Raw genomic sequence first — 21,323 nt, forward strand, 5'->3', positions numbered from 1 at the left:
GCAGCTGCGTGGATTTTTGTTTTCATAGCGACCGTGTCAGCACCTTAGAAACGCAGCTAAAATTGAGCACGCTGGTAAGTGCAATTGTAAGCACACCTGTTTTAGTTCCACGCATTTTTTGAAATTTCCGGTTTTTCAGCCATCAGCCGGTACTCTTCCGGCGTCAGGTTGTTCAGGGATTCATGAGGCCGCTCGTTGTTATAGCGTTCTGCCAGCTCAGTCAGCGCATGGATCACTGGTTCTTCACGTCCGGTATTGGGCTGATAAAAATACACCGTCCTGCTCAACGATAACGTCCTGCAGGCCTGGCGTAAACTCATGGCAAATTGTGCCGTCAGATAGCTGACGAGCTCACGCTTTATCGCTGGTTTTAAAGCTTTTTTTCGATGACGTCTTTTAACGTGAGATTTTCCAGACTCAGGTCGGCAAACATTTGTTTCAAACGTCGATTCTCATCCTCAAGGTCTTTGAATTTTTTAATATCGGCCGCTTCTATCCCGCCATACTTTGCCTTCCAGTTGTAATAGCTGGCCTCCGAAATAGCGACCCCACGGCATACTTTTGAGTAGCATAAAAAAGAAACGACATACTCACCCGTTGGTATTATTTTTTTGTCGACGACATCACCTTTTCTCTAAGTAAAATTCATGAGATCAACTGGCGTACGTCTAATACTTATTCTAGGGTTAACTCATGTCTTCTTGTGTCACATTATTGTTTTTTTAAAGCAAAAATGTGGTTATTTGAAAAAGGTGAAGGATATGGCTCTAGTCTTCGACAAACGCTTAATTCTTTTTTGCGGCGCCTTTTCCATTATTCCGGCGGCAAACGCAGCGTCTACAAGCGGGACATTTCAGGTACTGATGACGATACAAAAAGCGTGTACCGTCACTGCGGGGTCGGCTTCAAATATTACTCTCGGTCCCGTGAATACCACTGCGACAAATACCAGCGCAAGCAACACAATTTCAATTAATTGCTCAAAAACCACCCCCTACTTTATTGGCCTGGCACCTTCAGCGGCCAACGGCGGGACACCCACGGGGTCCGGAGCCATGTCCTCTGTCGCAAATGCAGCAAACAATACCGATAAAGTGCCTTACCAGCTGAACCAAACATCAGCAACAGGACCGGTCTGGGGGAATACGGCCACCGCCACCACGGTAGGAAATGGTGTTGCATCCCAGGGAACTGGGCTTCTACAGAGTTTTACCGTATATGCCACCGCGCCAAGCGCGAACTTCACACCTGACGACTATGCCGACACCGTAACGGTAAACGTTAACTACTAAATTCAGGAACACAGATGACAGTAAAACTGCCTGTACAGCAGTATGCCTGCGCATGCCTGTTAGGAGCGGCTATGAGCGTAAATTCGGCGACAGCCAGCGGATTGCAGGTTGCCCCAGTTACATTAACGCTGCAAGCGTCGCAAAATGCCGATGGGATCTGGCTAAGCAATGCCGGAGAAAACGTGCTGAATGCCCAGGTTCGGGTCTTTCGCTGGAGCCAAAGCGCTTATGGCGATAAGCTGTCTCCCTCTCAGGGGCTGGTTATCAGCCCGCCGATGCTGGCGTTAGCCCCTGGCGAACGCCAGTTGATTCGTGTTATTCGCACCGGCCCGCCATCGACACATACCGAAGATGCCTATCGGTTATCAATTGACGAATTACCGCCAGCAAAATTACAAAAAAATAAACTTCAGTTTGTGCTGCATTATTCCGTACCAGTGTTTATTCAACCAACGGCGCAGGCTGAAACCCAGGCCAAATTGCAATGGAAATTACAGCAACTTGACGGCAAAAAATTTCTTGAAGTCAGTAATCAGGGAAATGGTCATGCGCAATTATCAGCGGCAACCTTTATAAACCATAATGGTGCGAAAAAGGTCATTACGCCGGGACTATTAGGCTATGTTCTTCCGGGCTCAACAATGCGGTGGATATTATCCACGTCCGCCAGCGATACCCATTATGGCGGTAAAGTTGAAGTAACAGTTAATGGCCAAAAAACAGTACAAGATCTCTAAGAGATCCTTGCTTCTGGTGAAATGTTGCTTACTCAATGGAGCATTATTATCTGGAATGGTTTCAGCTCACGCGGTCAATAATAACCAGACAAACAGTGGAATTATTGGCGACACAACACCTCTTGCGGGCATCGATTTATATCTCGACGTGACCCTGAATGGAAACCCTGTCGGCTTGGTTCATTTTGGCTATGAGAATGAAAAACTCTATGCTGGCGCCAATACCCTACGACAGTTGGGTTTTCGCTTACCGCAAAATGCGGCTGCCACCGTCAGCCTGAACGATATTGCCCAACTGAGCATTGACTACAACGTCGAACAACAAACTCTGGCGCTCACTGTGCCGCTCAGTTCCCTTGATCTTGCCACCACGCAGGTGAACCCGACCGGCGAAGCGACACCAATAGCATCAAACTCACGTGGGGCGTTACTCAATTACGATGTCTATGCTCAGCAGGGAGATGAAACCAGCGCCAACACATTTAGCGAGTTGCGCGCGTTTAATGGCTTAGGGGTGTTAAGCACAACCCAACTGACTCAATATTCCACCGCGCCCAACGCAGATAATGCCTTCTACCGCATGGACACCCGCTGGCGCACGTCATTTCCGGAAAATATGTTGGCGATAAACGTTGGCGATACCCTGACAAGCTCGCTCACCTGGTCCCGACCGACCCGCATTGGCGGCATCCAGATAGGAACCGATTTTAGTTTACAGCCGTACATGCCAACCACCCCGCTTCCCTCCTATCTTGGTTCTGCCACGCTTCCTTCAAACGTTGAGTTGTACGTCAATGGGGTTAAGTACTACAACGGGGAGGTTCCGGCCGGAAGTTTTCAAATCAACACCATGCCTAATATCAGTGGCGCAGGGACCGGTCAGGTGATGATGACCGACGCGCTGGGCAGAACGACAGTACAAAATTTCTCGTTCTACAACGATCAGCAACTCCTGCGAGAAGGGCTAACAGCCTGGTCAGCGGAATTAGGCGCAGTAAGAGAGAATTACGGTTACGCCTCATTTGATTATGCCAGTGCCCCTGTGTTTAGCGGGACCTGGCGTCGGGGATTCAGTAACACCTTTACTGCAGGTACACACGCGGAAACCAGTGATGGGTTGATTAACGCAGGTTTTAGCAATGACTGGGTTCCCGGCCCACGCAGCGGCACAGTGTCCACCGCATTGGCAGCCAGTACGGACTCAGGGAAAAGTGGATTTTTGTACAGTGTTGGTTACCGTTGGTCAGGTGAACAGTTTAATTTCAGCACCAGCACAACGGCGACGTCGGGTGACTACCGTGATGTCGCGACCCATTATGGTGAGCCGCCACCCTCGCTGAGCAGCAATACGGTAATAGGTTATGCAATGGCGTCAGCCGGCAATGTCAGCCTGAGTTACCTGCAGTTTCGCTATCCGCACGATAGCGCGGTACGCTACGCCAACGCCAGTTGGTTCAAATCCGTCACCGAAAACATCTCACTCAATGCCGGATTTAACCAGAATATTGACGACACCCGCGATCGCAGCGTTTACCTGATGGTGACGGTCACCACCAGCGGTAATCTGAGCGCCAGCAGTACCGTACAACATACCAATAATGAAACCGGCTACCAGATCAATGCCAGCCAAACGCCACCGGGTGACGGCGGCTGGGGATGGAACGTCGCTGCCAGCCAGCAAGCCTCCCGGCAAAGCGGCCAGGGAGAAGTCGGGTATTTGGGCCGTTTCGGAAAAGCCTACACCGGATTTAGCCGCCTGCCCGACAACCACTACGGTTATGCTGGTGCGACCGGTTCCCTAGTTGCGATGGGGGGAGGTTTGTTCGCGGCTCGGGAAATCAACAATGGTTTTGCCGTCGTATCAACAGACGGCATTCCGGACGTGCCAGTCAAGCTGCAAAACAACCTTGTCGGTCGCAGCGACGATCAGGGTCTGCTGCTGGTCACGTCACTCAATAGCTATCAAAACAATCAAATCAGTATTGACCCCATGGATCTACCCGCCAATATGCGGATCGCCCGCGTTGAAGCCAATGCAACGCCGGCGGATCGCTCCGGAACCCTGGTCAGTTTTGGTATCACTCCCGTACGCGCCGCGCAGGTTACTCTCGTTAATGAACAGGGTAAGGCCATTTCTGAGGGCAGCATGGCATATATCACTAACGGCGCAGGCCAGTCATCCGTCGTCGGATTCGATGGAATGGCCTGGTTTGACAGCCTGGAACAGCACAACAGGTTACGCGTTGACACAGATACTGGTAGCTGTAACGCACAATTCGATTATCCCGCCAATGCAAAGGGGATTGTACAAATAGGCCCGCTGGAATGTCGGTCACAATAGCAGGAGTTCATTCATGAAATTAAGACAGTTGCTGTTTATCGCTGCACTCCTCGTCTGTCCAGGGATAAGTCATGCGGTCACCTGCTCCGTCAGTAACGTCCAACCAATTAGTTTTGGTGCAGTGGACCCGTTGTCATCATCAGGCGCAACGACCTCAATGACCTTTACCTGGACTTGTGCAAAAGAAGTGACCGACGTACTGGCGGGGATTAACCTCTGTTTTAATATTGGCGCATCGGGCGTCAGCGGTCAGGTGGCAACACGGAATATGTCGTTAAGCGGAACACCTTCCAGAACGTTGAGCTATCAGCTATATCAGGACGCCGGGCACAGTAAAATCTGGGGGAGTCAGTATCAGAGCGGAACCTCGGTTCCCATGGTACAACTTAACTTGCTCAATTTGCTCCCAGTGACCGGTTCACTGACAGTATCCGCCCAGCTCGTCACGCCGCAAACTTCAGCAGTCCCCGGAAGCTATCAGGACAGCTATACGGCAGCCACGGCGCTTATCACCCTCAACCCTGGATTAGTTATTCCGCCCACCACGTGCGGTGATACCGTTGCCGCCAGACTTCCCTTCAGCGTATCAGCCACTGTCAGCAAACAGTGCAATATCACATCGGCCACTAACATTAGTTTTACCCCGGTGAAGGCAACTCAGCGCAATGCGACAGCATCAAATACCATCGGGGTGGCATGCACCAATAACACCCCTTATACCATTGGACTGCAACCCTCCAACGGCAATACTGCAGGCAACGGTGTGATGAGCGGAACGGGGGCAAACAGCGATAAAGTGCCCTATCAGCTCAGCTCAACGCCAGGGCCTTCCGGCACAGTGTGGGGCAACACCCCGCTCAATACCGTTACAGGCACTGGCACCGGCTCCGCTACGCCATATTCGGTGTATGCCACCGTTCCCAGCGCGAACTACACCCCCGACAACTATGCGGACACCGTCACTATCTCAGTGACCTACTGACGCGCCGCTAAAATGCAATCAAGAAAACACAAATAATTATCATATTGTTTACTTTTAGAGGTGCATCATAAATCTGACAAATAGTCATTCTCATGCACGATGCATATTAAATGCCTGAATTGCTACTTGATCGCAAACATTCGCAAAATCAATAGATAATTATTCACTTAACGCTTAATTCACATATTTTTTATATGGCTATTAGAGGGCTGGAGGACAGGCCGTTTCTTGAAAAAAATGTTAAATTTAAGTTTATATGGTGAGATCCACTGTATACCACGGCCAAATTAAGAACATATTACTTTTATAACTAAGGTTTATCATGGATAAGTTATCTTACGCTTCAGATAGCAGCACATCTGCCTGGAATACCTACCTGCAACAAATCGAGCGTGTGGCCCCTTACCTGGGCGAACTATCCCATTGGGTGGATACCCTGCGCCACCCGAAACGCGCGCTAATTGTCGATATTCCGGTGCAGATGGATGACGGCACTATCCGCCATTTCGAAGGATATCGTGTACAGCACAACCTCTCTCGCGGCCCGGGAAAAGGCGGTGTGCGTTATCATCCTGATGTTGATCTTAATGAAGTGATGGCCCTTTCCGCCTGGATGACCATCAAATGTGCCGCACTGAACCTGCCGTACGGCGGTGCCAAAGGTGGCGTTCGCGTCGACCCATTCTCGCTGTCCGAAGGTGAACTGGAGCGTTTAACCCGCCGCTATACCAGCGAAATCGGCATTATCATTGGGCCGCAAAAAGATATTCCAGCGCCGGATGTCGGCACCAACGGCAAAGTGATGGCATGGATGATGGATACCTACTCCATGAACCACGGCACCACCGTAACCAGCGTGGTCACCGGTAAACCTATCCACCTTGGCGGTTCGTTGGGTCGTGATAAAGCAACGGGTCGTGGCGTGTTCGTCAGCGGTCTGGAAGTGGCTCGTCGTGCCAATATCGACGTTGAAGGCGCGCGCGTAGCGGTACAAGGCTTTGGTAATGTCGGCAGTGAAGCGGCTCGCCTGTTCGCCAGTGCTGGCGCACGCGTCGTTGCCATTCAGGATCACACTGCCACCCTGTTTAACACCACCGGGATCGACATGACCGCGTTGACCGCCTGGCAGTTGGAGCACAAACAGATTGCCGGTTTCCCGGGGGCGGAAACTATCGCCAGCGAAGCCTTCTGGAGCGTGGAGATGGATATCCTGATCCCTGCCGCGCTGGAAGGACAGATTACCCGTCAACGTGCAGAAATACTGACCTGCAAACTGGTGCTTGAGGGCGCTAACGGCCCAACTTACCCGGATGCCGATGATATGCTGGCAAGCCGCGGTATCATCGTGGTACCTGACGTCGTATGTAACGCAGGCGGCGTCACCGTCAGCTACTTCGAATGGGTTCAGGACATGGCCAGTTTCTTCTGGAGCGAAGAAGAGATCAACAATCGCATGGATAAAATCATGACCGATGCGATGGTTCATGTGTGGGAGAAAGCGGCGGAGAAATCCTGCTCATTGCGCACTGCTGCCTATATTGTGGCCTGCGAGCGTATCCTGCTGGCACGTAAGGACCGTGGTATTTATCCGGGATAATACGACGGCAGATACGTCAACGTTTTGAACGACGATAAACGCCAGTCGTGAGTTACGCCAATAATGCGGCATTATTTGTGGCATTATTGGCGTGTAGTCGCCTGATTCATCCGCCCCGCTTTCTGCGTTTTACTTACCCAATATCTGCGCGGTTTGTTAGCCAATAAACATTAAATCCCATCGCAGCAACCATAATTTGCGTTAAGAACCCATAGCAACGCATTATTGGCCGCAATGTCTACTACCAATATTACGCCCGCCATATATATTGACGAACTGATTAAAAATCCCGAATAATTGTCGAATTATGGCATTCTGGCTGCAGGGAAAGTTGCCTGACACAGTGCGATTAGATCGGGCCGGGAAAACTCAGCGAATAACCATGTGAGAATATAATGGTCGATCATTCATCTGCTTCTGAGCACAACGATTTTACTCGTTGCCTGTCTCTTTTCGACAGCGCATTTCCACAAATCTTATCCCTGCTGGGCATGCCAGCCCCCACGCAACTCTCGCCTGATACGTTTTATGATTCACTTGATAAAGCCCGAGAGAAATTGGGCAACTGGAACAGTGTAGCGGCCCGCTTTAACTATAACGAGCAGGAAATGGCGAGCTTTCTTGCGGCACTACGCACCTTGAACAAATGGCTCGGCAGAAATACAGATGGCCAGCCTGCCGACAGAAATCTGACCATTGCCGCGTTGCGTTTTTTGTGGCAGCTCGAATATTTGCGAGAAAAACAGCCTCAATTAACTTACTCAACGACGCTGAATAACGAAGACGAAGAAAAGCAGTTACGTAGTTTGCAGCAGGTACGGGCATTAGAGTTGACCATTCGTAGTTTAATTAATGAAGCGTACAATAACCAACAAGCCCTACTTGAGCACCTAAACAAATTATTTGGTCAGGAACGTGTAAAAAAATGGCTGAACGTTGCCGATCGTGATGACGTATTGAGCGGTACTCTTTTCAGTGAACTCGCCTCACTGTTTATTGATAAAGACGAATATCCCATCCACTATTCTCCACTTTATCAATATACCCCTTTGCTCAGCTTTGTTAACGATAAACGTAGAACACTGAATACCTTTCTTGACGATATTCGCGTAATTCGCAACCGTCTGGCGCATCATAAGCGGGTAACCTCCGTCCAAACAACATTGGTGAATTACTATTACCGAGAAATTACTGAGCCGGTACAGGAGGCCTTCGATGAAGGTCGGGTAAAAGTTAACCCTGATCGTTTTTTTGATGACAGCAATGCTGAGGTTGCGCGCTATTTCGAACGGACCGCCCAAAAAATTGACGATCTTGGCGGTGACGTTCAGGGAATAAAGGATGACCTGGCGGCTCAGGCTCAGGATATTGGAAAAATCAAAATGGAAACGGGCATCATTCGCAATCGAGTGGCCTGGGTGCTGGGCGGTATCGTCGTCATTATTGTTGGTTCGGTACTGACTTTCGGAACCTCAACCAAGACGCTGGTGAATACGGAGTCCATCCGTAGCGATCTCGGGGAAGTGGGTAAAACGGTTGCCGGTGCGAAAAAAGAAACCAGTAGCGATCCGCGTAAAGAACTGGCGAATATCGGCATTGCCTGGGATGAAAAAAATCTTCGCGCCGCTATCGACCGCGGTGATACCCAGGTTGTCAATTTGTTTCTTGCCGGAGGCATGCGCTGGAAACTGTATTATGCCGAAGCCGCATTACAGGAAGATCGCCAGGAAACGTTGAATGCCCTATTACAATCAGCATCATTGATGGATGAAAAAAACGGTTGTCTCAGAATGGCCGGTAAATTACGTCAGCAAACGAACCAGAATGGCACGCTGACCCCCATACAGATTCGTTATTTAAAAACATTCTGTTCTTCTGCCAAGGATATTCAGGGTATTAAAGCGGAACTGGACAGAGCGCTTAATTTTGAGAAAGCCCAGAAGAAAGCTTACGATGAAGAAATGGCCAAAAATGAACCTGCGGGTCGCTGTGAACGCCGTTTGATGGCCGATAATGCGCGTGACTTACTGGCTGATGCGGCGCAGTTTTCACTGCAAAGACCTACCACCTATTCACTCCACGATGTGTTATTGAAAGAACTGAATACGCGTCTGATGTTCGGCACACTCAACGAGGCAGAGTTAAAAAGCCTGGTTAAGAACTACTGCGTGAAACAAGAAAACCATGAACCCAATATTGCGATTGACGATAACTGGAGTCGCTCACAACGGGTCATTTATAACGTAGTCAAATAATGAGCGATACAACAACACATCCATCGAAAGAGAATTATATGTTCGCATTCAACAATGCATGGCCGCAGTTTACTTTCGAGTTCAATCCGTCGCAGCGTGATGCACCGGCAGGCGGCCTGCTGATCGGATTGGGCGACGGCAATGATACGGAAAGCCAAAAGGGTGTCGCGCTCAATAACAAAGGATACCGTGCAGGTCACTACAATTCGGTGAGTGAACTGGTGGCAAATGCCGACGATCGTCAATGGACTATATGGCGCAGTAAACTCTCAAGTGTCCAGGGAATACAACGAATCGTTATCGAAGATTTCTCTCTGGATACCTGTTTTACGCTGTTGCTGTTTTTGAACCATCTCGATGCCGCTGGTTCGCTGTCGCTATCAACACATCCGTGGCTGGAATACGTCACCGCATGGGAAAGCGGTATTTATCTGGACGGTGATGATACGACGCGTTCTGCCGCGTGCTTGTTATCCGCACTCGCGCATAGCAGCCTGTGCGAGCAATCCATGGATGATACTCCCGTTGTTCGCCACCACATATTGGCCTGCCTGCGCCTGTTGAGCGATATGATAATAGCCAACCCAGACCCCACCGCAGGCATTATGCCCATGCACACGCAATGTTATGCAAGTGCGGTCGCAAGTCTGGCGTATGAGCAACAGATTTACCAACACGTTATCAAGCGTTCGGTGACCTGCCAACTCCTGCTGGACCTCGGCACAGGCCGGCGGCAAACGGTGGTTGATGCACTGTTTATCACCGAAACGCTCCCTTCCGGGATGCTGAAAATTCTCGCGCGCTGCGACAAAGAACGCAGTTGGACGCACAATGGATTTGGGCTGCTGGCCATTTATCGCCCGCGAGAAGTGGGCACGGGCAATGATATCGTTATTTCGCTCAACCCCATTCAGGGGACGCGCCTTGATGCCCTGTGGTCCGCTCTGGAACAGCGTGAAGATGCGGCCTGGCAAGGGTTACGGCCGCACGATACTCCGCGTTTTCTCGAAAGCTATCGCCTGGCCAGAAGCGATAAACTAATCCCAGGAGCACCAAACCAACCCTGGTACGACGATCAAGGCAGAATGACGCTAATTGCGGCACCGAAGCAGCTTGCGCCCGGAGAGCCAGGCTCGAAACTGACCTGGCAACAAGACGTTTTACCCGCAATCTGGGAAAATTATTTTACCCGTTACCTGGATAACGCCATTGTGCCAATAGCTTTACCCGAACTTGATTGCCGCACAAAGGGTAAATGCATTCGTGTCTATCAGCATCGCATCCCGGAGGGCGGTGATATTACGATAGTCCCGCTGATGCGTATGATCGATACCCCCACTTTCCATGCCTGGCTGGCAACACAGAGCGATAGCACGCGCGTCGTCCGGAGCCCTGCGGATCTCCCCCCCGCCAGCGAGTACAGCAGCCAGTGGTACAGCAATATTCTGGTCGTCGCTCACCGTCATGGCGTCACATTCTTCTGTCGCGAAGAAGAGGATAAACATCTGGCAATACTGATTAAAGCGGCCAGTTCAGTAGCGGATGTCAGCCATGAGTATGAAAATTTTCTGGCGAACTCTGCCCAACAGATTGAACAGTGGCTCAAGGATCTGCTCGAATCGCAGCAAATTCACAACCGAAAGGGAAAAATTCGTCGTTTATCTGACTGGTCCGAAATGATGCTGGAAACCAAGGCCCAGGCGCTAAAAGCCATGAATAAAGGTGCTTTGGTCGGCAACGATGCCCTGCATAACCAGCTGAGTGACGATCTCTCGCGGCAGTGGGGATTATCTGAACAGCGCCAGGAGCTCATGGCGCAGATAGAGCAATTGGATCAGCTCATGCGCCAGGCGATTAGTCAGCGTCAGGAAAAACGTCAACGTATTTACGGCGCACTGTTTTCCGCTTTAGCACTCGGCGCGGCGGCTAACCATATTTGGGAACCGATTAAAGAGATAAAAACAACAAACCTTTATGAATGGCAACTCATGCTATTCAAAGAGCAGCCAGCCCCGGCAATGGACAAATTGCAGGCGATTGCCGCAGATGCCGCACGATACGAAGTCTATACCCTGGCTATTCTGCTAATTTTTGGTTTTATTGGTTTTATCCTGTTCTGGTTTTTCGATTTTAATGGCAAAGAAGAGTAAGGAATAACGTTTTATTCACAATACCGTCAGCATAAACCTTGCCGCATCTCTCACTTCCGCTGTTTTATGCACCAATACGTTTCAATACGGAACATTACCAGATGCTAATGTTCCGTATTGAAACGCCAATCACATCAATTTTCTTTTGACTACCCGTGTGCAAAATTACCTTATCGGCAGCGAGAGGTCGCCGTGGCGCTGTACAAACCGATACCCTACATCAGATGTCTGCCTGATATGTGCAGCCATCTCAGGACTGTCTGCGGAGCATAAACAATGAAAAAATTGATCAACCGTGTTGAAGACGTACTGAACGAACAACTCGCCGGGCTGGCAAAAGCCTACCCTTCTCTGGCACTGCATCAGGACCCGGTGTATGTCACTCGCGCAGATGCGCCAGTGATGGGCAAAGTGGCGCTGCTTTCCGGTGGTGGTAGCGGCCATGAGCCAATGCACTGCGGCTACATTGGCCAGGGTATGCTCTCCGGTGCCTGTCCGGGTGAAATTTTCACCTCGCCAACGCCGGATAAAATGTTTGAATGCGCCATGCAAATTGATGGCGGCGAAGGCGTACTGCTGATAATCAAAAATTACACCGGCGACATTCTTAACTTCGAAACGGCAACCGAGCTATTGCATGAAAGCGGCGTCAAAGTCACCACGATGGTTGTGGATGATGACGTGGCGGTGAAAGACAGTCTGTACACCGCCGGTCGTCGCGGTGTGGCAAATACTGTATTGATTGAAAAACTGGTCGGTGCGGCCGCTGAACGCGGTGACTCACTGGATGCCTGCGCGGCATTGGGGCGCCAGTTGAACAATCAGGGTCATTCCATCGGGATTGCCATTGGTGCCTGTACCGTTCCGGCGGCCGGTCAACCGTCATTCACCCTGCAGGACAACGAAATGGAGTTTGGCGTCGGTATCCACGGCGAACCCGGCATTGACCGCCGTCCATTCTCCTCGCTTGATCAAACTGTGGATGAAATGTTTGACACCCTGCTGGAAAACGGCAACTACAGTCGTACGCTGCGTCACTGGGATCACCTTCAGGGCGCATGGCAGGAAGGGAAAGAAAGCAAACGCGCGCTACAGAGCGGCGATCGCGTGATTGCGCTGGTCAATAATCTCGGTGCGACACCGCTGTCTGAGCTCTTCGGCGTGTATAACCGCCTTGAAAGCCGTTGCCAGGATGCCGGTATTGTCATCGAACGTAACCTGATTGGCTCTTACTGCACCTCTCTGGACATGACCGGTTTCTCAATCACCCTGCTACAAGTGGATGACGAAACGCTGAGCTTATGGGATGCACCGGTTCACACCCCTGCACTCAACTGGGGTAAATAAGGAGATTCATGATGTCCCTCACCAGAACACAAATTGTTAACTGGCTCTATCGCTGCGGCGAAATATTCACCACCGAAAGCGATTTTCTTACCGGCCTTGACCGGGAAATCGGCGATGCCGACCACGGTCTGAATATGCACCGCGGCTTCAGTAAAGTGGTCGAAAAGCTCCCGTCCATTGCGGATAAAGATATCGGTTTTATTTTGAAAAATACCGGGATGGTACTGCTCTCAAGCGTCGGTGGTGCCAGTGGCCCGCTGTTCGGCACCTTTTTCATCCGCGCCGCGCAGGTCACTCAGGCCCATCAAAGTCTGACGGTTGACGAGTTGTATCAGATGATGCGTGATGGCGCAGAAGGTGTCATTAGTCGTGGTAAAGCCGAACCGGGTGACAAAACCATGTGCGACGTTTGGGTGCCTGTCGTCGAATCTTTACGCCAGTCCAGCGAGCAAAAGCTGAGCGTACAGGCCGCTCTGGAGGCGGCAAGCGCCCAGGCAGAAGCCGCGGCGCAAAGTACCATCACGATGCAGGCGCGCAAAGGCCGCGCCAGCTACCTTGGTGAGCGTAGCATTGGGCATCAGGACCCCGGCGCAACGTCCGTTATGTTTATGATGCAAATGTTGGCTCAGGCGTCCAGAGAGTAAGGATAAAACGATGGTAAACCTGGTTATTGTGTCTCACAGCGCCCAACTGGGCGAAGGCGTCGGTGCGTTAGCCCGACAGATGTTAATGGTTGATGGTTGTAAACTCGCTATTGCCGCAGGCATTGACGATCCTGAGAACCCCATTGGCACCGACCCCATCAAAGTGATGGAGGCCATTGAGTCAGTGGCAGACACTGATCACGTGCTGGTGATGATGGATATTGGCAGCGCGTTACTGAGTGCGGAAACAGCGTTGGATCTGCTCGATCCGGCAATCGCCGCCAAGGTGCGTCTGTGCGCTGCCCCGCTGGTTGAAGGTACGCTGGCGGCAACCGTCAGTGCTGCGGCGGGCGCTGATATCGATCGGGTCATCAATGATGCCATGAATGCCCTTGACGCCAAGCGTGAGCAACTGGGTTTACCTTCGTCGTCTGTTGCGAAGACAGCACCCGCTGAATTGTCACCCGACGCCGATGCTCGTTCGGTTGCCGTGACCGTAAGAAACCCCAACGGTATACATGTTCGCCCGGCATCGCGGCTGGTCTCCACATTGTCTGGCTTTAATGCCGACATGTGGCTGGAAAAAAACGGCAAATGCGTCGTCCCTGACAGCCTGAATCAGATAGCACTGCTGCAGGTGCGCTGTAATGACACGCTGCGTCTGATTGCTAAAGGTGAACAGGCAGACGCGGCGCTGGCTGCGTTTACACAGCTGGCGGCTGAGAATTTTGGCGAGTCCGTCGAAGAAGCACGCGCTGAAAGCATCGCAGTACCGGTGCCAGCGCTGGTAACGGGTACGGCATTTTGCTATACGCCGTTCTCACCGCAAGTCACCCATCGCCCCACCGCGGATGTGCAGGACGAGCAGCAGCGGCTAAAAGCGGCCATTCAACGCACACTCGACGACCTGAGTGATTTAACCGCGCTGGCAGAGGAGAAGTATTCCGCTGATATCGCCGCCATTTTCTCTGGTCATCACACGCTGCTCGACGATCCTGAGCTTTTCGATATGGCCTGTGATTTGATGCGCGAAGAACAGTGTAGCGCAGCATATGCCTGGCATAACGTACTGCGCGATCTGAGTCAGCAGTATCTGCAACTCGACGATCCTTATTTACAGGCGCGATACATTGATATTGAGGATTTGCTGTCCCGTACGCTGCAACATTTAACCGGCGAAAGTGCCCATATCCCCGCGTTTATTCGACCTACCATTCTGGTCGCCGATGTCATCTATCCGTCTACCGTGCTGCAACTCGACCCGCTCACGATCAAAGGGATCTGCCTGCGAGCCGGTAGCGAAGCCTCCCACTCGGCGATTATCGCCCGCGAGATGGGTTTGTGCTGGGTATGCCAACAAGGCGCAACCCTCGATGCTATCAAGATGGGTGACGCTCTGACTCTGGACGGTATAGCAAATCGGGTGATCCTCGCTGGCTGATACCCACAGCCCACCCTTTATCTGTAAAAGGTGGGCTATTTCACTCCCCCCGACAGGAAATGTCTGTTTAATCGCAAAATGGGGGGCCGATCACGCGCAACGGTCGATCCTGAACTAAGGTTTTCTCATGGTAGATGCCGCAACTTCGGCACGCCGCTAAGGAGATTAACCGATGATAACACCCGCAATTCGCCATCCTGGCCTGCTCTCAGTGGCGATAAAACTGACGCTCGCAAGCACCTTTTTTGCTCTGGCCTCTTTTACTGCGCACGCTGAGGATTCACCTGCCGCTACGCCTTCTCCCCCTGACATTCTGCTTGGCCCGCTGTTCAATGATGTACAGACAGCAAAGCTATTTCCCGATCAGAAAACCTTTGCCGACGCAGTGCCCAATAGCGATCCGCTAATGATCCTTGCCGATTATCGGATGCAGAAAAATCAGTCCGGCTTTGATTTACGCCATTTTGTGGAAGTGAATTTTACGTTGCCAAAAGAGGGTGAGAAATACGTGCCCCCGGCCGGGCAATCACTCCGCGAGCATATTGACGGACTGTGGCCGGTACTCACTCGCTCAACAACCGATGTCGAAAAATGGGACTCTCTGCTGCCGCTACCAGAACCCTATGTCGTGCCGGGCGGGCGTTTTCGTGAAATTTATTACTGGGATAGCTATTTTACCATGCTGGGGCTTGCCGAGAGCAATCGCTGGGACAAGATCTCTGATATGGTAGCCAACTTCGCGTATGAGATTGATTCGTGGGGGCACATTCCTAACGGCAACCGAAGCTACTACCTGAGCCGTTCACAGCCACCGTTCTTTGCCTTTATGGTTGAACTGCTGGCGCAGCATGACGGTAACGACGCGCTGAAAAAATACCTTCCACAGATGCAAAGAGAGTACAGCTACTGGATGGAAGGAGGCGAAACACTTCAGCCCGGTCAACAGCATAAACGTGTGGTCAAACTGGCTGATGGCACCCTTTTAAACCGCTACTGGGATGACCGGGATACGCCAAGACCTGAATCCTGGGTTGAGGATATTGCCACCGCGAAAAGCAATCCGAACCGCCCTGCCACTGAAATTTATCGCGACCTGCGCTCAGCCGCCGCATCCGGCTGGGACTTTAGTTCACGCTGGATGGATAACTCCAACCAGCTAAGTACCCTGCGCACCACCAGCATTGTGCCTGTCGATCTCAATGCCTTGTTATACAAGATGGAGAAAATGATCGCTCTCGCCAGCAAAGCCGCAGGTGACGATGCCAAAGCAGCGCAGTACGAGGGCTTTGCCAATGCCCGCCAAAAAGGCATTGAAACCTGGTTGTGGAATGACAAAGAAGGCTGGTATGCCGACTATGATCTGAAGAGCCACAAAGTCCGTAATCAGTTAACTGCCGCCGCGCTGTTCCCTTTATTTGTGAATGCGGCGGCAAAAGATCGCGCCGGCAAGGTGGCCGCAGCAACTCAGGCGCATCTGTTGCAACCTGGCGGCCTTGCAACCACGTCGGTGAAAAGCGGCCAGCAGTGGGATGCTCCCAACGGCTGGGCGCCGTTACAGTGGGTCGCCGCCTCGGGATTACAGAACTATGGCCAAAATGATGTCGCTATGGATGTCACCTGGCGATTCCTCACCAATGTGCAGCACACATACGATCGTGAGAAAAAATTGGTTGAGAAGTATGACGTGAGCAGCACAGGAACCGGCGGCGGCGGTGGCGAATACCCGCTACAGGATGGTTTCGGCTGGACCAACGGCGTAACGTTAAAAATGCTCGATCTGATATGCGCTAAAGATAAACCCTGCGACAGCGTACCGGCAACGCGCCCCGCCCCCGCCAGTAACACGCCTTCCGAGGCCAAAAAGCAGACTCAACCGACGTCCTAATCTTCTTCTGGTGTCTTCAGTTTCCTCTAAATCCGCGCCATGTCGCGGATTTTTTGGTGCCATGTATCTCCATTTCAGGTGTATCCATTGCATCTAGCCCTTATGGGGTAGCCCCTGTTTTCATCCGTGTGAAATTGATTCTGAACATGTTTTTATTCGCTGTATATGTAAATATATATCGATTTTATCACTGTTCAGGACCAACATAATGCCACTGACAAGAAGGATGTTTGCCCAGCTCGTGGCATCTGCGCTGCTGTTACGCCATTTTCCGGCCCTTGCCCAAACACCGCTTACCGTTGCTGTCGGTTCACCGCCGTCACCCGAGGCAATCCAGCGCGTCGTCAGCGCCGGAGCACCTGCTGATATGCTATTGCTGGCTGTCGCACCGGAAAAACTGGTGGGATTTTCATCATTTGATTTTTCTCACCAGGCCGCAGTGCCATTCCATCATGACATTTTGGCGTTACCGAAATTGGGAAGACTGGCAGGACGCGCCAGCACCCTGTCACTGGAGGCCTTGTTAGCGCTGAAACCCGATCTGGTGGTTGACTGCGGCAATGCTGATGAAACCTGGCTTTCTCAAGCCCGGCAGGTCAACGCGCAAACGCGCGTTCCGTGGCTGCTTATTAACGGCGAGCTCCGACAAACCCCGGCACAACTGCAAGCCGCAGGGGCTGCGCTGGGTACCGCAACACGGGCCTCGGCACAGGCCGCACTTGCCCGTCGATTTATTGATGACGCAGATGCGTTTTCGCACTCCCCCGCAGCAAAACTGCGCTTTTATGCCGCACGCGGTGCCAGAGGACTGGAAACCGGTTTACAGGGTTCACTGCATACCGAAGCACCAGAGTTACTGGGATTACACAATGTCGCGCAAATCCCGGGACGACATGGATTGACCCAGGTATCCATGGAAAATCTGTTGAGCTGGCAGCCCGATATTATTCTGGTTCAGGATGCAGTCACCGCACAGTACCTGCGAGAAGATCCCGTCTGGCAAGGGGTTAAAGCCGTTGCTGAGCAACGAATTCTGTTTCTCAGCGGACTGCCGTTTGGCTGGCTGGACGCCCCGCCGGGCATCAACCGGTTGCTGGGATTACGTCGCCTGCACGCCTGGCTTGACCCCAAAATTGAAACCCACTTTAAGACCGATATGCAGCGCTACGCAGAATTGTTCTGGCACACCTCATTAAGCGATGCACAGTTTCAAAAGCTGGTGACACCCTGATGAGAATGACTACGCTGAGTGCTCTGATGATCGCAGCCATTGCCGTGTGTGTCATCGTCGCAACGGTTTCAGGTGCATATCGCCTGGATGCCCAGCAGGTGATGAACCTCATTGCTGACCATCCAGGCGTGCCGCCCCAGGACAAAATCGTCTTCTGGCAGATTCGATTGCCACGCATTCTGGCTGCATTGCTGCTGGGCGCGGCACTGGCGGGCGCAGGGACCACTTATCAGGGTATGTTCCGTAACCCACTGGTGTCGCCGGATATTCTCGGCGTGGCAGCCGGGGCGGGTTTAGGGGCCTGTACCGCCATCCTGCTCGGTTTACCGATCCTGTTTATTCAACTGTATGCGTTTGTCGGCGGCCTGTTCGTGGTGGCGGGCGTGTGGCTCATCACCCAGCGGGTAAAACGCCACGATCCGGTACTCACCCTTGTACTGGTCGGCATTGCGCTGGGTACGGTGTGCGGCGCAGGGATTTCGCTCATCAAAACGCTGGCTGACCCGTATACCCAGCTACCGTCGATTACCTTCTGGCTACTCGGTGGTCTGTCGACCATCACCGCCCATGACCTGTGGTTGTCCGCACCGCTGATCGTGGCCGGTTTGGTGCCGCTGTTGCTGCTACGCTGGCGTATGAATTTACTCACCCTCTCGGATGATGAAGCCCGTTCTCTGGGCATCAACGTTTCCCGGCTACGGCTCTGGCTGATTATCTGCGCCACGCTTATCACCGCCTGTACTGTGGCGATTGCCGGAATTATTGGCTGGATTGGGCTGGTGGTGCCACACATTGGCAGACTGCTTTGTGGGAACAACCACCAACGGCTACTGCCTGTTTCAATGGGGATCGGCGCTATTTTACTGCTGCTGACAGATACCCTTGCCCGCACTCTGAGCAGCACGGAAATCCCGCTGGGGATCCTGACCGCGTTTATTGGTGCCCCCTTCTTCCTGTTACTTCTGCTCCGGGGAGGCCGACAATGACGCTGCTGAGCGTACAACATGCATCTCTCGGCTACCATTCCCGGCACCCAGTATTACGCGATGTCTCGTTTAGCGTCGCGCCAGGGTCAATTTGTTGCCTGATTGGCGCCAATGGCAGTGGGAAAACCACGCTGATGCGTACCATTCTTGGCGTTCTTCAACCGCTTGCTGGCCAGATTACGCTTGATGGTATCGCGGTGAATCATCTCAGCGACCGGGAACGCGCCGCCGCCATCGCCTGGGTTCCTCAGGCACATGACGGTGCGTTTGCCTTCACGACGCTGGACATGGTGATGATGGGACTGGCCCCGCAAATGGCGGCATTTGCCGTTCCCGGAGGCAAAGAACGCGACATCGCCCTTGAACAACTGGACGTGCTGGCAATCCCGCATCTCGCGCCCCGGCGCTGGAACACCCTGAGCGGTGGCGAACGTCAACTGGTGTTGATTGCCCGTGCGCTGGCACAGCGTCCACGTCTTTTACTGCTGGATGAACCTGCTTCCAGCCTCGATTTTGGTCACCAGATCCGACTGCTCGACACCCTGGTCACGCTGAAAAATTCGGGCATGGCGCTGCTGATGTCGACCCACCATCCGTTGCATGCACGGGCCATTGCCGACAGCGTGGTACGCGTCGAGCCAGATGGTCTGGTGTCACAGGGGGGGCCTGAACACCAACTGGCTGCTGAACGTCTGGCCACGCTGTATCGGGTCACGCCCTCACAAATAGCCCATCACCTCTTTGGCTCACACGATTAAGGAATCACGATGCTCATTGACGACATTGATTTTGCTGACCTGTACCGCAAACAGTTACTTCAGGCGAAGCGAACCGAGAAAAAACCAGAACACTGGGACAAGCGCGCGGAAAAAATGGCAGAAAATTGCGCCTCATTAACCGACAACTACCTGCTCCAGTTATTGAGCAAGATTGACCTGAAAGGTGTTGAATCACTGTTTGATATGGGTTGCGGCCCCGGAACGGTTGCGCTGGCGCTGGCCAAAAAAATACCGATCGTTTACGGCGTAGACTACAGCCAGGGAATGCTGAGCGTTGCCGCTCGCCGTGCCGGGCAGATGGGCGCGCGCCACGTACAGTGGGTGCAGCGCGCATGGGAAGCGCACTGGGACGACTTGCCCCAGTGTGATATTGCCGTCGCCTCACGTTCAACGCTGGTTGCCGATATGCGTCAGGCTATGACCAAACTGAATAATCAGGCACGGCTGCGGGTTTACACCACCCATCTCGTCAGTTCCTCATTTGTATCGCCCACGATTCAGCGCGCGCTGGGGCGCGAGGTGATTGAGCTTCCCAACTATATCTATGCACTGAATGTTTTGTATCAGATGGGCATTCACGCACATGTTGATTTTATCCGTGGACCAAACTGTCAGCAGGACAACAGCACCTGGACACGTTTTCTGGAGAACGTGCGCTGGAGCATGGGAGAACTGAGCACCGACGAAATTGAGCGTCTGGAGCACTGGTACCATCAGCAGGACCCCGGCACCATCGCTCCCGCCAGTCGCGACTGGGCGCTTATCTGGTGGGACAGCGTACCGCGGGAGGCGCTGCAATGATCTACTTCTCACAGGCGCAAGTCGATGCGCTGCTGCTGGAGGATATTCAGGGCGGCGATTTAACAACCCGCGCGTTGGGTATCGGCGCACAGCCAGGAAGTATGGGTTTTTATCACCGCCAGGGCGGGTGCGTAAGCGGAACGACTGTTGCCAGACAAATGCTGACATCACTGGGTTTGACCGTTACCGACCTTGTGCCCGATGGCGAACGGGCGCGTACCGGACAGTTACTTCTGCGCGCGCACGGTAACGCGGCGGCACTACACCAGGGCTGGAAAGCGGTACAGAACGTGCTGGAGTGGAGTTGCGGTGTCTCACACTATCTCGACGATATGCTAAGCATCCTGCGTCAGCGCTATCCTGATGGCCAGATTGCCTGCACCCGCAAAACTATCCCTGGCACCCGTATGCTGGCTACCCAGGCGATCCTTGCTGCCGGAGGCATTATCCACCGGGGCGGGAGCGCCGAAACCGTGCTGCTTTTTGCGAATCATCGCCGCTTTCTTGCCGATCCGAACAACTGGGCTGCGGCAATCGCGCAACTACGCGCCCATGCGCCAGAAAAAAAGATTGTGGTCGAAGCAGATACCCCCGATGAGGCATTGGCCGCGCTACATGCGGCCCCTGATGTGCTGCAACTCGATAAGTTTACCCCTGAGCAGGCAGCAGGCATCGCTCGCCTGGCACCGTCTCTGGCCCCCTATTGCACGCTGGCGCTGACTGGCGGCATTACCCTCGCCTCACTGGCGAGTTATCTCGACTGTGGCATCAGACTCTTTATCACCTCCGCACCTTACTACGCCCCACCGGCGGATATCAAAGTTAGCCTGAGCCCGGACGCCCACGGCGTATAAC

General features: G+C 52.7%; 16 protein-coding genes and 2 pseudogenes. 16 read left to right on the top strand and 2 right to left on the bottom strand.

Annotated features, from left to right (window positions below):
* Positions 1-101: 101 nt before the first annotated feature.
* A pseudogene (locus EHN13_RS24080) lies at positions 102-203 on the bottom strand (integrase); the annotation flags it as partial.
* Positions 201-562: pseudogene (locus EHN13_RS03940) on the bottom strand (transposase); the annotation flags it as partial. The pseudogenes EHN13_RS24080 and EHN13_RS03940, both read right to left, overlap by 3 nt.
* Before the next feature lie 199 nt (positions 563-761).
* On the opposite strand from EHN13_RS03940, the gene EHN13_RS03945 reads away from it, so the two are divergent.
* The 16 genes from EHN13_RS03945 (at position 762) to modD (ending at position 21,322) form a co-directional block, all read left to right on the top strand.
* On the top strand, positions 762-1,292 hold the full coding sequence (locus EHN13_RS03945; protein ID WP_048211446.1) for a Csu type fimbrial protein: 531 nt from the start codon (positions 762-764) through the stop codon (positions 1,290-1,292).
* A 14-nt stretch (positions 1,293-1,306) separates the two neighbouring features.
* Positions 1,307-2,029, top strand: a complete 723-nt coding sequence (locus EHN13_RS03950) for a fimbrial biogenesis chaperone (RefSeq protein WP_048211445.1) — start codon at positions 1,307-1,309, stop codon at positions 2,027-2,029.
* A gap of 55 nt (positions 2,030-2,084) precedes the next feature.
* Positions 2,085-4,370 (top strand): fimbria/pilus outer membrane usher protein, encoded by a 2,286-nt coding sequence (locus tag EHN13_RS03955; RefSeq protein ID WP_124020927.1) that lies wholly within the window; start codon positions 2,085-2,087, stop codon positions 4,368-4,370.
* Positions 4,371-4,383: 13 nt separating this feature from the next.
* The gene (locus EHN13_RS03960; protein ID WP_124020928.1) at positions 4,384-5,352 is read left to right on the top strand and encodes a Csu type fimbrial protein; all 969 of its coding nucleotides are present in this window, start codon (positions 4,384-4,386) and stop codon (positions 5,350-5,352) included.
* Between the two features lie 322 nt (positions 5,353-5,674).
* Positions 5,675-6,949, top strand: coding sequence for a Glu/Leu/Phe/Val family dehydrogenase (locus tag EHN13_RS03965; protein ID WP_005122303.1), 1,275 nt, complete (start codon positions 5,675-5,677; stop codon positions 6,947-6,949).
* A gap of 395 nt (positions 6,950-7,344) precedes the next feature.
* Positions 7,345-9,204 (top strand): STY4199 family HEPN domain-containing protein, encoded by a 1,860-nt coding sequence (locus tag EHN13_RS03970; RefSeq protein ID WP_124020929.1) that lies wholly within the window; start codon positions 7,345-7,347, stop codon positions 9,202-9,204.
* A gap of 38 nt (positions 9,205-9,242) precedes the next feature.
* Complete coding sequence (locus EHN13_RS03975) at positions 9,243-11,354, top strand: hypothetical protein (RefSeq protein WP_124020930.1); 2,112 nt, start codon at positions 9,243-9,245, stop codon at positions 11,352-11,354.
* 276 nt (positions 11,355-11,630) lie between these two features.
* Positions 11,631-12,701, top strand: coding sequence for a dihydroxyacetone kinase subunit DhaK (dhaK, locus tag EHN13_RS03980; RefSeq protein ID WP_048211439.1), 1,071 nt, complete (start codon positions 11,631-11,633; stop codon positions 12,699-12,701).
* 11 nt (positions 12,702-12,712) lie between these two features.
* Entirely contained in the window at positions 12,713-13,345 is a 633-nt protein-coding gene (gene dhaL, locus EHN13_RS03985; RefSeq protein ID WP_005122292.1) for a dihydroxyacetone kinase subunit DhaL, read from the top strand.
* Between the two features lie 10 nt (positions 13,346-13,355).
* Positions 13,356-14,786: a dihydroxyacetone kinase phosphoryl donor subunit DhaM gene (gene dhaM, locus EHN13_RS03990; protein WP_124020931.1), complete on the top strand. Its 1,431-nt coding sequence runs from the start codon at positions 13,356-13,358 to the stop codon at positions 14,784-14,786.
* A gap of 172 nt (positions 14,787-14,958) precedes the next feature.
* Positions 14,959-16,671: an alpha,alpha-trehalase gene (locus EHN13_RS03995; RefSeq protein ID WP_124020932.1), complete on the top strand. Its 1,713-nt coding sequence runs from the start codon at positions 14,959-14,961 to the stop codon at positions 16,669-16,671.
* Positions 16,672-16,879: 208 nt separating this feature from the next.
* Positions 16,880-17,902, top strand: coding sequence for an ABC transporter substrate-binding protein (locus tag EHN13_RS04000; protein WP_124020933.1), 1,023 nt, complete (start codon positions 16,880-16,882; stop codon positions 17,900-17,902).
* 5 nt (positions 17,903-17,907) lie between these two features.
* On the top strand, positions 17,908-18,888 hold the full coding sequence (locus tag EHN13_RS04005; RefSeq protein WP_370529599.1) for a FecCD family ABC transporter permease: 981 nt from the start codon (positions 17,908-17,910) through the stop codon (positions 18,886-18,888).
* Positions 18,885-19,646 carry an ABC transporter ATP-binding protein gene (locus tag EHN13_RS04010; RefSeq protein WP_124020934.1) on the top strand — a complete coding sequence of 254 codons (762 nt, stop codon included), beginning with the start codon at positions 18,885-18,887 and terminating at the stop codon, positions 19,644-19,646. The genes EHN13_RS04005 and EHN13_RS04010 overlap by 4 nt, the downstream gene beginning before the upstream one ends.
* Positions 19,647-19,655: 9 nt before the next feature.
* The gene (locus EHN13_RS04015; protein WP_124020935.1) at positions 19,656-20,468 is read left to right on the top strand and encodes a class I SAM-dependent methyltransferase; all 813 of its coding nucleotides are present in this window, start codon (positions 19,656-19,658) and stop codon (positions 20,466-20,468) included.
* The gene (modD, locus tag EHN13_RS04020; RefSeq protein ID WP_124020936.1) at positions 20,465-21,322 is read left to right on the top strand and encodes a ModD protein; all 858 of its coding nucleotides are present in this window, start codon (positions 20,465-20,467) and stop codon (positions 21,320-21,322) included. The genes EHN13_RS04015 and modD overlap by 4 nt, the downstream gene beginning before the upstream one ends.
* Position 21,323: the final 1 nt, after the last annotated feature.

This window comes from Citrobacter youngae, from assembly GCF_003818115.1.
Lineage (GTDB): Bacteria > Pseudomonadota > Gammaproteobacteria > Enterobacterales > Enterobacteriaceae > Citrobacter > Citrobacter youngae.